The 15,123-nt window shown below is 28.3% G+C and carries 15 protein-coding genes and 1 pseudogene; 3 read left to right on the plus strand and 13 right to left on the minus strand.

Translation table 11 applies throughout. The annotated features are described in order from the left end of the window. Positions 1–80: 80 nt before the first annotated feature. The 12 genes and pseudogenes from CLFE_RS16140 to mnmM all read right to left on the minus strand — a co-directional run. A pseudogene (locus tag CLFE_RS16140) lies at positions 81–299 on the minus strand (transposase); the annotation flags it as partial. Between the two features lie 119 nt (positions 300–418). Beyond that, on the minus strand, positions 419–2,026 hold the full coding sequence (locus tag CLFE_RS16145) for a histidine kinase N-terminal 7TM domain-containing diguanylate cyclase (protein ID WP_169850983.1): 1,608 nt from the start codon (positions 2,024–2,026) through the stop codon (positions 419–421). Between the two features lie 165 nt (positions 2,027–2,191). After that, complete coding sequence (locus CLFE_RS24300) at positions 2,192–2,314, minus strand: hypothetical protein (RefSeq protein WP_284738942.1); 123 nt, start codon at positions 2,312–2,314, stop codon at positions 2,192–2,194. 3 nt (positions 2,315–2,317) lie between these two features. After that, positions 2,318–2,725 (minus strand): hypothetical protein, encoded by a 408-nt coding sequence (locus tag CLFE_RS16150; protein ID WP_077894423.1) that lies wholly within the window; start codon positions 2,723–2,725, stop codon positions 2,318–2,320. Positions 2,726–3,262: 537 nt separating this feature from the next. Next, positions 3,263–5,272 (minus strand): coiled-coil domain-containing protein, encoded by a 2,010-nt coding sequence (locus CLFE_RS16155; RefSeq protein WP_077894424.1) that lies wholly within the window; start codon positions 5,270–5,272, stop codon positions 3,263–3,265. A gap of 9 nt (positions 5,273–5,281) precedes the next feature. Then, positions 5,282–5,704 (minus strand): hypothetical protein, encoded by a 423-nt coding sequence (locus tag CLFE_RS16160; RefSeq protein ID WP_077894425.1) that lies wholly within the window; start codon positions 5,702–5,704, stop codon positions 5,282–5,284. Further along, a complete protein-coding gene (locus CLFE_RS16165) occupies positions 5,701–6,639 on the minus strand; it encodes a hypothetical protein (protein ID WP_077894426.1) in 939 nt (312 codons plus the stop codon). Before CLFE_RS16165 ends, CLFE_RS16160 begins: the two co-directional genes overlap by 4 nt. A gap of 220 nt (positions 6,640–6,859) precedes the next feature. Next, complete coding sequence (locus tag CLFE_RS16170; RefSeq protein ID WP_077894427.1) at positions 6,860–7,900, minus strand: hypothetical protein; 1,041 nt, start codon at positions 7,898–7,900, stop codon at positions 6,860–6,862. Between the two features lie 252 nt (positions 7,901–8,152). Further along, positions 8,153–8,824: a TnsD family Tn7-like transposition protein gene (locus CLFE_RS16175; protein ID WP_169850984.1), complete on the minus strand. Its 672-nt coding sequence runs from the start codon at positions 8,822–8,824 to the stop codon at positions 8,153–8,155. 737 nt (positions 8,825–9,561) lie between these two features. After that, positions 9,562–10,563, minus strand: a complete 1,002-nt coding sequence (locus CLFE_RS16180; protein WP_077894429.1) for a GGGtGRT protein — start codon at positions 10,561–10,563, stop codon at positions 9,562–9,564. A gap of 21 nt (positions 10,564–10,584) precedes the next feature. Beyond that, positions 10,585–11,277, minus strand: a complete 693-nt coding sequence (locus CLFE_RS16185) for an iron-sulfur cluster assembly scaffold protein (RefSeq protein ID WP_077850868.1) — start codon at positions 11,275–11,277, stop codon at positions 10,585–10,587. Positions 11,278–11,458: 181 nt separating this feature from the next. Next, positions 11,459–12,031, minus strand: a complete 573-nt coding sequence (gene mnmM, locus CLFE_RS16190) for a tRNA 5-(aminomethyl)-2-thiouridylate-methyltransferase MnmM (RefSeq protein ID WP_077894430.1) — start codon at positions 12,029–12,031, stop codon at positions 11,459–11,461. Between the two features lie 84 nt (positions 12,032–12,115). Between mnmM and CLFE_RS16195 the strand changes: the two genes are divergently transcribed. Then, complete coding sequence (locus tag CLFE_RS16195; protein ID WP_077894431.1) at positions 12,116–12,709, plus strand: Fe-Mn family superoxide dismutase; 594 nt, start codon at positions 12,116–12,118, stop codon at positions 12,707–12,709. Positions 12,710–12,752: 43 nt separating this feature from the next. Here CLFE_RS16195 and CLFE_RS16200 read toward each other — a convergent pair whose 3' ends face one another. Beyond that, on the minus strand, positions 12,753–13,106 hold the full coding sequence (locus CLFE_RS16200) for a winged helix-turn-helix transcriptional regulator (RefSeq protein ID WP_077894432.1): 354 nt from the start codon (positions 13,104–13,106) through the stop codon (positions 12,753–12,755). 104 nt (positions 13,107–13,210) lie between these two features. Between CLFE_RS16200 and CLFE_RS16205 the strand changes: the two genes are divergently transcribed. Continuing rightward, entirely contained in the window at positions 13,211–13,606 is a 396-nt protein-coding gene (locus CLFE_RS16205) for a pyridoxamine 5'-phosphate oxidase family protein (protein WP_077894433.1), read from the plus strand. A gap of 326 nt (positions 13,607–13,932) precedes the next feature. Then, positions 13,933–15,015 carry a glycoside hydrolase family 53 protein gene (locus CLFE_RS16210; protein WP_077894434.1) on the plus strand — a complete coding sequence of 361 codons (1,083 nt, stop codon included), beginning with the start codon at positions 13,933–13,935 and terminating at the stop codon, positions 15,013–15,015. Positions 15,016–15,123 lie beyond the last annotated feature (108 nt).

The following is a 15,123-nucleotide window of genomic DNA, read 5'->3' on the forward strand; positions in this document are numbered from 1 at the left end:
TTTTATCATTTACTTTAGTTTTCATATTTATTTTCTTCAATATTAATCACTTCCACGCACCTATAGATGCGAGTAGCTTTTTATTCAGTAAGTCGTCCTTCATACATAATGGATAATTCACCATACACTTTACCCCAATCTCTTAGTGGTAAACGCCACTCTTTTGTGGCTTCAAAAGTAGCAAGGTACAAAGTTTTTAAAAGTGATGTATCGCTTGGAAATACAGTCCTTTGTCTATTTAATCTACGGTATGTACTGTTGAGACTTTCGATTGCATTTGTAGTATAAATATCTTTTTTTCTTGCCCTAATAAAAGGCTCCTATGATTTTTATTTTACTATAGAAAGCCTTACTATTTTTATTTACAGACTTTTCTTCACACGCTCCCCTTTTTATTTATATATAGAAGAAAATGGGTTCACGATACTACCTGATTTTTTCCGTTATTCTTTGCTTTATATAACTTATCGTCAGCAGCCTTTAAAATATCATCTTTGTTTCCGTTATAATCTTCTGAGTATGTTGCGACACCAATGCTAACAGTAATATGAAGTGGTTTGTTAGGTGATACACTATTATAAAAATCAAATTTTTCAATTGTTTTACGAATTTTTTCGCATATACAAACCATATCCTTTGAAGATAGTATCATAAATATAACTACAAATTCTTCTCCGCCATATCTACAAACAACATCTTCTTTTCTGACATTCTTAGTTATTACTTCTGCAAGTTGTTTTAGAATCTCATCACCAACTATATGACCATAGGTATCATTTATTCTTTTAAAATTGTCAATATCAATAATAGATATTCCAATATCTATTTGATCATCATTATTATAATGTTGTAGCTTGTACATTTCATTATAAAATAACTCGTTAAAATATCTTCTATTATAAAGTCCTGTTAACCCATCTCTCTCTGCTAAAAATTTTAGTTTTGAATTTAATTCTGTAATTTCTTTGTTTTGTCTTTTTAATTCAATAGTAAATTTTATATATTCAGTAACATCCTTTAAAAGTAGAATACTTCCAAGCCTTCTGTTGAACTCATATATAGGAGTATATTGAACTTGAAAACATTTCTCCTTAAGTTTAAAAATTAATTTATGAGTAAAAGTTTCTTCCATTCCTAACTTTAAAGCTTTTGTTACATCATCTACTATTTGTAAGTTGTTATCAGATATTTTCTCCCTTAAAACATCTATATTTGCGCCTCTTTTAATTTTTGTAGAACAAAATAAGTTTTCAAAGGATTTATTATAATCAATTATTTTTAAATTAATATCACATATTATAAATGAATCTTGAATATTATCTATAACTGTCCTTAATGCTATAGGTTTTATATTGAAAAATCCATACCGTGAAATCGCTATCCAACATAGAATTACTGATATTGGAGAAAAAATAATTGAATCATCAGGAGTAAAATTGCCGATAAATGCGGTTCTTACATTAACTACTAATGGAAGAAGTAACCCTAATATAAAAACTAACACTTGTTTTGAAAAAAAACCACTATGTTTAATTGAATGTTTTAATAATAAATAAAATCCATATAATATACATATATACGAGTAAATTATATGAATATAAAGCCCATATGCCCCCCACGTAAAAGAACCGTCCATATTATATTCACGATAAAACAAATGGTATCTGCTGTTTAATAATAACATTATTGTACTTATAATTGGTATAATTAAATAGCGTAAATATTTGAATGTAAAAAAGTTATTTTCGGAATTAACATAAGCAATGCACATAAATAATAACACTATTGGTACATATGGGTTTGTACCTTCTCTTATAAAAATAAGGACGTTTATCAGTACTTTGCTTTTTGTTGAAAAGCAAAATAGTGCGGCGTCTGCTACATCTCTAAATATAATAATTATTAAGAATATTGAGAAAAATAATGAAACTTTATCATTATTTTTATTTCTTAGTACCTTTATAGCTAAAACTAACAATACAATTATTGAAATAACTAAAATCATTAAAAAATATGTATTTCGCATATAAGACGCCTCCATATAGGGTATGTATAATATAATATTATTTTATCAACTATATTTTGTAGTAAAAGTGGGATTTGTAATATTCTAAGCTTAAATTATAAGATAAAAGAATGTTAAAGTAAATATCAAATTATTTCCAAAACTTAACTCATTCTTTATTTTCATCTATTTCACATCTAACTTACCTTTATCTAAACTAAAATAGCTTTCTATAGTTTCTATTTTATCTGCTCTTTTCTCTACTTCGCTATTAATTAAATTAACAACTTGCTTTGTAAATTCATCCATATATTATATCACTTCTAAATTAGTTTTAAGGAAAATAACTATCACTTCTCTTTCCATTAGAAATAATTCAAACGATACATATACATAGTATATCGCTTTAGGATTATTAAACTTTATGCCATTGAATAACTCCGAATTTCCCCATGCTATTCCTATAGTATCATCAACCCGTCTAAAAATAATATCTGCTAAATACGACCCTCCATTATTGCTATACCATGAGTGTCTAAAATACCAATCTTGTCTTTTTTTATACCACGAATCAAATTCATCATCATCGGAATCAAAATCTCCACTCTTGTTGTAAAACTCTATTGCATTATTTGCTTCAACGGTCAACGAAAATTGTGTTTCGTTAATAATATTATTTCTATTCTTACACAGCCACTCTACAATTAAATTAAGCTCCATTCATAATTATGAATTTTATCATTGGTTAAAAAATCATATACTGACTTATTATCAACCCACATTTGAAATCTACTCTTGAACCAGACAAATATACTGCATGGATTCCATCATCCTCCTTAGATGTAAATCCATCATTTCTTGTTCACTTGGCATATCTATTATCACCTCTCAATTAAAAATAAAAAAAGCCGAGAAACAATGAAGATGTTATTGTACACAAACATTAAAGTCGTGTTATGATTTCCACTTTTCCTTCCGCATATACATAAAAAATGGTGACAATAAAATTTAATAATGTCGTGTTGCACTTGACTGATTTTCATTCATATTTGGGTTAATGGGTAAGGTATAGGGGCTTTTTCCTCTCTTTTTCTCTTCTCATTTTCTCCTCTAGTCCTTTTCAACCGTTGATTAATGGGGTTTTGTTCTCTTTTTCTTCTCTCTATTTTTTCTCTCAAATAAAAAAAGTTGTGCAGTAACAGAAGATTTCTTCTTCTATTATTAACACAACTTTATTATTCGTGATATAACTTTATTCTATTTGTCTAACTCTATAAAATTATTTTCTATTGTAATGATATTTATATCATCATTTTTAAATTGCTGCATTTCTTCTATCGAAATTGATGTTGCAATTATTGACTGACACTTTAATTCTTTTAATCTGTTTACAAATTTAATTATAGAACTCTCTGATACCTGTTGTTGAAACGGTTCATCAAAAACAAATATGCCTAGATGATTTCCACCTGATACCTTAGACGTACTGTATAAGGATAATAAATATGCCCATACTGCCCTTATAAAATCACTACCTGCTGAATCATATATTAGATGAAATTCATCGCAAATTGGTAAATATTTATCTGGTGATAACTTTATACTATTTATATTTGTGCTTGTATACCCAAATTCCCTCAATAATTTTCTAAAATTAGTTTGAAATTTATTTATTTTTTCTTGATCATCATCGCTCAACCCTGTGTTTTTTAAATCTTTAATGCTCTTTTCTAATTTATTTATTTGAGTATATATAATACTTAAATCATCCCAATATTTCTCAACACTATTTTCCACCTCAAATACCTTATTGAGTTTTTCTTTATATGAATATTTCTTTTCTATAATAGTTTCAGAAGGTAATTCATTTACTCCAGTTAAATCGCTTTTGGCAATTCTAATTCTGTTTCTCAATTTATTAGTCGCTTTTTCTTTTGCCTCAATACTAATCTGGAATTGTTTTAAACAAGTTAAGCACTCATTAATCGCTATTTCAATTATTTTTTTCTCATCTTTAATAAATATTAAATTATCTTCATTACTCATAATATCTACATTAATTTCTTTTGGTAAAAGACTTTCTTGTAATTTATTATCACAAACAGGACATCTAGACTTTAAAAAACCAAATTTTGCATCTGAACCTAATTTTCTTAATTTTACTATGTCTTCATATCTTCTTATTTTTAATTCTATTTCTTTTAATTGATCTAATAAACTCTGGTAATAAACCCTTTTTATACTATATTCATTTTTTAGATGCTCAATATTACGTTCATAATTATTTAATTCATCTTCATAATGTTTTAAATCACTTGATATATTCTCTATATTTTCATTTATGCTTTTATTTTTTAACGACTCTATTCTTTCAATTTGTTCTATCAAATTCTTTTTTATTTTATTTATTGACTTACCTGAAATTTTAATTTTTTCCAAACCATTTTTGTCAAAAATTTTAACATCATCACTTAATCCTTCTATATGATCTCCTAATATTAACAAACTTTCTTTAATTCTTTGATTTGTCCATTTCCATTTATCTTTTTCTTCCTTTAATGCATTTTTTAATTTACTTCTTTTTTCATCTACATCAGTAATAATACACCCCAAAATGTATTCTATAGATATCTTTTCAATATTTTTTATACCATAATACACCTTTTGAACATTAAAACCTGTCCATCCACCAATCTGTTCTATAAAAAATAAATTAGCAATTGCCTGCAAATATAATTTACCACTCCTATCGTTATTGTATGACACTATTGGTAACTCAATATTAACAAACTTCTCTAAAAATTTATGAAATCCTATCTCCTTTTGTGCTGCCCCCGAATCATGTAAAAAATAATCACTATAATTAACATTATCATCAATTTTATTTATATTTGAATTGTAGACTCTCACCAACTTTGTATCACACTCAACACCCTTTACACCTCTTCGTATAGTAACAATTTTTTCTCCATTATCTACTTCAAGCAAAATATAAGTTTCATATACTGTATATCTACTACTATCTATTTCAACACTCCTATTAAGAACAGGTTTCATCGTATTTCCACCTTTGGCCCCTAACAACTCTTCTATTCCTAATGCATAAAATATTGAATTTATACATGTACTTTTTCCAACTGAATTTTTTCCCATATCCCATATAAAATTAACTCCATTTTTAAACACTAATGTTGGGGAAACTGATTTTATGTCTCCCTTATTATCTTTGTAGTATATTTTTATAACCAATTTATTTATTCTTAACATACATTCCCCTCACTTTAGTATACTCTCTGTAATAAAATTTTTCTTTTTCTTTTCTAATAAACATAATTCATCTACAAACAACCTATTATCTATTATTAATTGCACTAACTTCATGCCATTATTTAACAAAACTACTTGTCCTTCTTTAATGCATACAAGATCATCTATTATAGCAAGGTTTAAAACCTTATTAAGCGTTTTATCAAAATCACAATGAATATCTACTGCCTTTGTTATTTTTTCCATATTCATCATAGATCTATAAGTACATAACGAATTCATAATATAGTTAATTTTTTTTATAGAGCCCTTGTTATTCCTACAAGAAAAATATAATATTATTACAAGCATACTTATTTTATACTCAAATCTATACTCTGGAGATATAGATATAGGCTTAGATTTTAATTTAATAGTAATTTTTCTATTCATCTACATTCCTCCACATCAATTTCAAATGGACACCTTATTAGCCAATCTGAAATTGCATACCTTTTTATTGAATCAATTAATCCTCTATCAATATTTTCGCCTATTTCTAAAATAAGTCTCTGCTCAAATTTTTTTTCTATTACATCTAATATTTCTCTTCCGCCCTTTTCTTCACTTTCATAAATGCAAATATCCTCCACTTCATCTTCAAAAGAAGATAAAATATTAATTATTTTTTCATAAATAAACTTATAATGTGAATCTAATAAATCCATTTGTTTTTTTCCCTTTAAATAATTATTCAACTGCCTTTCAATATATTTATTCCTAATTCTTTCTCTTGTAATTATCATAGCACTTTTTCTAACTAAATTATTGATTCCACAGACATCGGATTGTTTAAATTGTTCTATATCATTACTATTTATCTCTTCAGCAAGATTAACATTTATTTTTATTTTTTTCATATTTAATGCATCTGGCAACTCTCTTGCAATAAAATTAACATTATGTATTAATACATCAAAGTTTTCATCAAGGATACTTAAATTTAACTCTCTCATTTTTTTTGCTTTGTTAGCACAATATTTTACAATGTCTTTTTTATGAAAATAAGGTGTTACAAAATGCCAAGTTTTAATTTTTACATCAACTAAATATTTTTCCAATTCATCCTTATATTTTATTAATTTATTCAAATCTTTATTAATTTTATCTCGTTGATTTTCATATAAATCATCTGCACTATACTCTATATCTGGACAATAACATTGAAATACTTTTCCTGCTCTTGTGAATCCCTCAATGCCCAAATCTCCATTAGAATGAGCAACCATTTCCTGATACCCTTCATTTCCATATTTCAATTCAAAACATACCTGACATAATTCCTCCCAACTATCTCCATCAAAATTCCCAAATTCAGTTTTGATCATACTCACTATGCTCCTTTTCATAAGATGATTAATTATATTTTAACATATTCTCCTTTATTTTGAGTAATTTTATTATATACGACTAATTTTATATTATTTTACAATACCTTTGTAATAAAAAAACTTGTATGTGGGTATTACCAAAATACAAGTTTTTACATTAAAATTTTTTTCTCTAATTTCACCAATATATTAGCACATTTTTTATTGAAAATTATCTTTATAATATATCAAAAATTTCAATACTTCTTATTTTAGAATCAATATATCTATTTTTTGCCACAATATCTTCTTTATTCTTTTCTTCATTCACAATCTCTTGACAATGCATAAAAGTATCATCTCCAAATCCAGTCAATTCTTTAACCAAATTGATATTTATTCCTTTGTTTATAAATTGAATTATAGTATATTTTGCTACGCTTTCAGCGCTATTACTATTTAATAAATCCTTTAATATTGTAAAAGCAAAATTATAATTTGTTCCTATTTCGTGTCCTTGTCTATTAATAAAAAAGGGTCCATCTACATCTTTATTTGTACTAATTTGATCTCTAACTAAAATATACTTTTTTATTTGTACACCTAATTCATTTGGCAGATGTATATCAAATCCATTAATAGTTAATATATTCAACTCTGGCTTATAATCTTTTAATTTAATTGAATTTATTACATTATTTTTGATGCCTGTCAATATAATTATTTTCGTTATAAAACTTGAAACAAAAAGATTAAAATCTTTTTGTCTACTTTTTTCCTTTTTTATTTTATTAATATTTATATTTTTAATATCAAAATCTTTTATTTTTTTATCACAATATTCTATTATATTATGACATGCACTTTTTGTTATTGGTGGTTTTTGCTTAGACTCCTCCAATTTTAAACTTTTTATTTTTTTATCAACTTTATCTTTAATATTTGAATACTTTGTTGTACTATCGAAATTTTTATTGTTTAACCCATACTTTTTCGAAATAAAATCAAAATAAGATTTTATTACTGTAAAATAATTTTCAACGGTTATTTTGAACTTTATGTTATTTTCATTTACATAAAACTCTATGCTGTCTAATAATTTATTCTCTCCTATTGCAGAAAGAATCTCTTCATAATTACTATCTGTAACCCCACATTTTTCACTAAGATATTCATAAAACACATTAATTTTTCGACTATATGTAATCCTAGAACTATCATAAAAATCTCCCTCATTTATATTGCTAAGAAAGTCCTCTTTAATCTGAAAAAAACTCATATTCTCCCCCTCTTTTCTTCCATATTATTATATCACTTCAAAATTAATCCTATCAATAATTGATTTTGAATTTTATATCTAATAAAACTACTTAATTCAAGTAACCATATTTTTATTTTGTTTATATTGATATTTATCTATTATATTTAAAATTTTGGTTAAATATCTACCATAAAATTTTTCACTCACCCCAGCCTTTATAATAACATACCACTTCTTAATTTCCCCATCTTTAAACAATTCTTTTATAGCTCATTTAATACACCTCAATTGAAACTCTTCCAAACTCTCTATATTATTATTTAAAAACTCTTCAGTCATTGATAATATGTTTAAGTTCCTTTGTATCAAAGTTATCTTATTTATCTTTTTAGCCACTAATGTTTTGGTAATTCGCTCTGACTTTTCTTCTGTATTTCTTAATGAATCAACAGCAATTTTAAATAACCTCAGAACCTCTTCATCCCTCTTACACCAATCAACTACTTGTTCTTTTCTAATACCTACCTTTTTATTAGGATAATTAATCTTTAACCACTCATTATCATGTCTATGAAGCCATATGTAAATTGCTCTATCCTTATCTCTTATAGAAGTCTTATTTTCACATGGATACATCATCATTAATTCCAGCCATCTATTCCTTTTTTCCATTACTTCTTTTGAATTAAACATATCTGCTATATTTATGTCTAAAAATTCTGAAAACAAAATATGCTGAATAGGATGAAATCCCTTTCTATGTTTTCTAGTGATTGTTGCTACCCAATTAAATGGTTTATTTATATTAAAATTACAGTTAAGAATATCTAATAAAGGTTCTCCCCAGAAACTTTTAAACTTAGGTATTAACTCATGCTGATATATTAGATTTCTTGTTAATGCTAATTTGTTTTCTATATAAATCTCTCTAAAATAGTTCAACTTCTTAGCATCCACCTTATTGTTTAGTAGATATTCTATATTTCTTCCTGTTATTAAATGCTTATTTTTAATATCTTCAAAAGTATTAGAAATCTCTTCTATCTTAGTATCTATATCTATAATTTCTACTTATTTAAAACTCTTATTATCAATATCAATACATATTTCCATCATTGAATTTACATATTCTTGTCTATTCTTTAGTTTTATTGCTGCTTAGGTGGGGGATGTTTAATGTAAAAATTCAGACTTGCTACTTGATGAATTTTATGCCAATAAGTTTCTCCATACAATTTAATATCTTCTTCAATATATTTAGAATATAATTTTAAATAGGTATTTAATTTTTATATTACTTAACCCAAGTTCTACATGTATTTTGAAGCTATTATCACTTAACATATAATCATATACCTTTTTACCCCTATCCTCTGTAATAAATGCTGTAAAGTATAGATACATTGTATGATTATATATTAGTTCTTCTATTTTAAATGTTGCTCCAACTTGAGTTGCTTATTAACCTATTTATATTTTAAGGCAATTCAACCACTGCCATAACAGTGGTTGAGTTAAATAAATCATTTAATGTTGCTTTAGCATTAGTATTACCGCTTCTTATAGAGAGGTGGTTAGCTTTTTACGTATTTAAAAAAACACACATCCATAGACATTAAAATCTATTAGATGTGTGTTTTTAAAACAACTTTTACTACACCGTTACGCCAAATTTTCTATTATTTATTCATACCTTCTTCAACAGCAACTGCTACTGCAACTGAAGCTCCAACCATTGGGTTGTTACCCATTCCTATAAGACCCATCATTTCAACGTGAGCTGGAACTGATGAAGATCCTGCGAATTGAGCATCTGAATGCATTCTTCCCATAGTATCAGTCATACCATATGAAGCAGGACCTGCTGCCATATTGTCTGGGTGAAGAGTTCTTCCAGTACCACCACCTGATGCAACTGAGAAGTATTTCTTTCCTTGAGCCATACATTCTTTTTTGTATGTTCCTGCAACTGGATGTTGGAATCTAGTTGGGTTTGTTGAGTTTCCAGTTATTGATACGTCAACGCCTTCGTTGTGCATTATTGCAACACCTTCTCTAACGTCGTCTGCTCCGTAACATCTAACTTTTGCTCTTTCTCCATCTGAATAAGCAGTTTCTTTAACTATTTTAAGTTCTCCTGTATAATAGTCAAATTTAGTTTGAACATATGTGAAACCATTGATTCTTGAGATTATGAATGCAGCATCTTTTCCAAGACCGTTTAATATAACTCTTAATGGTTTTTTTCTTGCTTTGTTTGCTGAGTTAGCAAGTCCAATTGCACCTTCAGCAGCTGCAAAAGATTCATGTCCTGCTAAGAATGCGAAACAATCAGTTTCTTCTCTTAAAAGCATTGCAGCAAGATTTCCGTGTCCAAGTCCAACTTTTCTGTCATCTGCAACTGAACCAGGGATACAGAATGCTTGTAATCCTTCTCCTATAGCTTCAGCAGCTTCAGCAGCCTTTTTACATCCTTTTTTAATAGCTATTGCAGCTCCAACTGTGTAAGCCCAACATGCATTTTCAAAGCAAATTGGTTGGATGCCTTTAACTATATTATAAGCGTCTACGCCTTTTTCATCACAAACAGCTTTAGCTTCTTCTATTGAATTAATACCGTATTTCTTTAATACTGGTAGTATTTGGTCTACTCTTCTTTCATAACTTTCAAATAATGCCATAACAATCTTCTCCTCCTATCCTTATTCGTGTCTTGGATCGATAACTTTTGCAGCTTCAGCAAATCTTCCGTATGTACCTGTTGCTTTTTCCATAGCTTCTGCAGGCTCGATTCCTTTTTTGATGAAATCCATCATTTTTCCAAAGCTTACGAATTGGTATCCGATAACTTCGTTGTTTTTATCAAGAGCTATGTGTTTAACATATCCCTCTGCCATTTCAAGATATCTAGTTCCCTTAGCTTTAGTTCCGTACATAGTACCAACTTGGCTTCTAAGTCCTTTTCCTAAATCTTCAAGACCTGCTCCTACTGGAAGTCCACCTTCTGAGAATGCAGTTTGAGTTCTTCCATAAGCTATTTGTAAGAATAATTCTCTCATAGCTGTATTTATAGCATCACAAACAAGGTCAGTGTTTAATGCTTCTAATATAGTTTTTCCTGGAAGAATTTCAGATGCCATAGCAGCTGAATGAGTCATTCCTGAACATCCTATTGTTTCAACTAATGCTTCCTCTATTACGCCTTCTTTAACATTTAAAGTTAATTTACAAGCACCTTGTTGAGGAGCACACCAACCGATTCCGTGTGTTAAACCTGATATATCTTTTATCTCTTTAGCTTGTACCCATTTTCCTTCTTCTGGTATTGGAGCTGGTCCGTGGTTTGGTCCTTTAGCAACGCATACCATTCTATCAACTTCTGCTGAATAAATCATATTTATTTCTCCTTCCTTACAACTAATTATATGGTTTTTTAACAAACACCACTTAAGGTAATGTTATCAACAAATTGTTACATAACCCCTACTATTGTAACAAATAAGTAACTGACTAACAATATCTTTTTATAAATTTATCTTCTTACAGTGGTATTTTTGTGTAATATTTAACAAAGTATTAACGTTTTTCTATGACTATTAACTCTGGTGGGCAATTTACTTGATTTATAAATTCTGTCCTGAAAACATTATATTCCTTTTGATCTAAATTAGAACAAAATTCATAAAGGGCATTTTTTTCTAATTTTCCTTCCTCATGCCCATGATATATATTTAGTACAATAATGCCTTTTTTAGCTACAAGCCCTAATAACTTTTCTACAGCCTTAAGGGTTGTCTTGCATTTTGTGGTTATGCAGTGATCCTCTCCTGGAAGATAGCCTAGGTTAAACACTGCTGCATTTATGTTTTCAGATATGTATTTATCTAAATTTTCATGTCCATCTTTTATTAAGCTTGCCCGTTTAAGATTTCCTGATATATCTAATTTTGCTTTTGTATTTAAAATTGCTTTTTCTTGAATATCGAAAGCATAAACCTTACCGTTTTCTCCAACAAGTTCACATAAAAACTCAGTATCGTTGCCATTTCCCATCGTACAATCAACTACTCTATCCCCTGATTTTACAGCAGACATAAGTATACTTTTTGATACGCCAAGGGAATTATTAAATTTGTCCTTTATATCCATAAAAAATCAACTTCTTATCTTTATTAACTTTATATGAAAATATTTCATATAATATATATTAACATAAATTTTTAGGAGTATGAAATGGTACATGCAAAAACTTACAACTTCCATTCCTTAACAGGCTTTAATCTTAAGCTTATTAAAAATCATTACGAAATATACACCAATTACATTAATGATTTAAATAAAATATGGAATACAAATCATACTCCATATTTTAAAGAAGATAACTCTATTAACTCTTCCATACGTAGTTTAAAGCTAAAGGAAATCTACACTCTTAATGGTATTGAGCTTCACGAACTATACTTTGAAAACCTAACAGGAAAAAACACCATCCCGTATGGACCTATCTTAAATGAAATAAAAAAGCAGTTTTCTTCTTATAACAATTTTATTTTTTACTTAAATGAGGTGGCACTTTCTATGAAGGGTTGGGTAACTCTTTCTATGGATTCTTTAGACTCAAAACTACATTTATTTGGAAGTGATTTTCATGACACTAGCGCAATTTTATCCTCTTATCAGCTTTTAGTTTTAGATGTTCACAATCATTCCTACTATAATCAAGATAAAAAGGAATACGTAAGAAACTTTATTAATAATTTAGATTGGAAAGTTTTAAATAATAGATTTAAGTCTTATATTTTAGAAACAAGCCTTGAAAAGCACTGAAGACGAATCATACTACTAAAAAGAAAACAGGTGAAACATAAAATCACCTATTTTCTTTACTTATTTTATCAATATACTTATCTCCCCAAACTTTAAACTCCTTTAAAACCGGTTTAAAGTCATCGCCTAAAGCAGTTAATGAATACTCAACCTTAGGTGGAATTTCAGAGTACACCTTTCTGTTTATAAGACCATATTCTTCAAGCATTCTCAATTGTTTTGTTAGTGTAGCTTCTGTTATATCTCCAATTCTTCTTTTAAGTTCCCCATAGCGTATAGGTCCTTCATTTAAATGATACATTATTAGTATTGACCATTTCCCACTAAATACTTTTTGTGCTGTAAAATATGGGCACTTCCCAAAAAGATCTTTTTTATTTTCGTCAATAGTATCCATTAGATACTTACCTCCATTAAAAATCGTACTTGATATTTAATTTGTACATGTTATTATTTGTATATAATAAATATTAACATAGATGTATGAAAGGAGCAACAACTATGAAAAAAGCATTAGAATTTTTAAAAGAATGTGGAGTTTTTTATATAGCAACTAACGAGGGTGATCAACCAAGAGTTCGACCTTTTGGCGCTATTTTTGAATACGAAGACAAATTATATATAGTTACAAATAATACAAAGAAATGTTTTAAACAAATGATTGAAAATCCTAAGGTTGAAATATCAGGTATGAACAAAAAAGGTCAATGGATTCGTCTTTCTGGAGAGGTTTTTAATGATGATAGACGTGAAGTAAGAGAAGAAGCTCTTAAAGCATATCCTTCTTTAAAAAGTATGTACAGTGTTGATGATGGAATTTTCTCAGTCTTATACTTTGCAAAAGGTGAAGGCACTATCTGTTCTTTTAAAGGTGAACCAGAAAGCTTTTCATTTTAATTTAATTTTGAGTGCTTGCTACACGCAGCACTCTTCATTTAATTCTAATACTGTTTTTGTTATTTCAATTTCCTACTTTCTAAAGAAGTATTATTATTGTTACATTTTTATTTAAATCAGTACTTTTTCATTCAAACCTTATCATAAACATTACAGCTTTTAATCATTTATCGTTTACATTTCCTATTCTTCCTGTTATAATTTTGTTATACACTATTTTTATATATTGTTTGCCAATTATACAATAATCAATTGTAAAAATAAGTTCCTTAAGAAAACGTTTTCTGTGTAGTGTGTTTAATTTTATTTAAGTGGAGGGATATGTTATGTTAAAAAAGCTTATAAGGCGAGTTTCTATTATGCTTCTCGGTGCAGGTCTACTTATTAATGCAGGTTTTCTTTCTACCAGCGCAAATGCTGATACTTTCGCAAATGGTGCTGATATCGGTTGGTTAAATCAATTAGAAAATAACGGAGTAAAATGGCAGGATACCAATGGTCAGACAGGTGACGCTCTTACCATATTAAAAAATCATGGTATAAATTCTGTACGATTAAGAGTTTTTGTTAATCCACCTTCTGATTTTCAATGGGTGAAAAATGATGGTACACGATGCCTTTTAGGTTACGGTGATACAAAAGGTGTAGTTTATATGGCTCAGCGGGCAAAACAACTAGGAATGAAGGTTATTATTGATTTTCACTACAGCGATCACTTTGCTGATCCATCATATCAAGACAAGCCAGCAGCATGGGCTAATGATGATTTTAATCAATTACAAAAGGACGTTTATTCTCATACAAATTATGTTATGACAGCTCTTAAAAACGCTGGTGTAACCCCTGATTGGGTTCAAGTAGGTAATGAAACTAATACTGGTATGCTTTGGCCAGATGGAAATTCTTATAACTTCAATAAATGGGCAGCGTTAATCAATCAAGGTTATAATGCAATAAAAGCTGTAAGTCCAAACTCCAAGGTTATAATTCACTTATCTAGTGGTGCAAATAATAGTCTCTATAGAAATGTATTCGATGGTCTTACTAAGGCCGGTGCTAAATTTGACATTGTAGGTATGTCCTATTACCCTTACTGGGATAATGTTGATTATACAAAAAATATCAATAATTTAGCTTATAATCTAAATGACATGGCTTCTCGTTACAATAAACAAGTTATGATATGTGAAATTGGCGGTTTAGAAAATGACCCTACTAATACCTACAATATGATTAAAGCAGTTATATCAAAAGTAAAGGCTGTTCCAGGTGGTAAAGGCCTTGGTGTATTTTACTGGGAACCAGAAGCTAACTCAAGTGTTTTACCTGACAAATATCCATTAGGTGCTTGCAGTAAGGTTTCTAATAATGTTTTAAGATTTTCCACTGCTATAGATGCTTTTAGATAAATACGAAAAGGCTGGATATTTATTTTATTCAGCCTTTAACTTTTTTCCCTTTCACAAATTAAATGGTTGGATATTTAAGATTTTATTAAAGCATTATATCTTCCTCAC

Source organism: Clostridium felsineum DSM 794, assembly GCF_002006355.2.
GTDB lineage: Bacteria > Bacillota > Clostridia > Clostridiales > Clostridiaceae > Clostridium_S > Clostridium_S felsineum.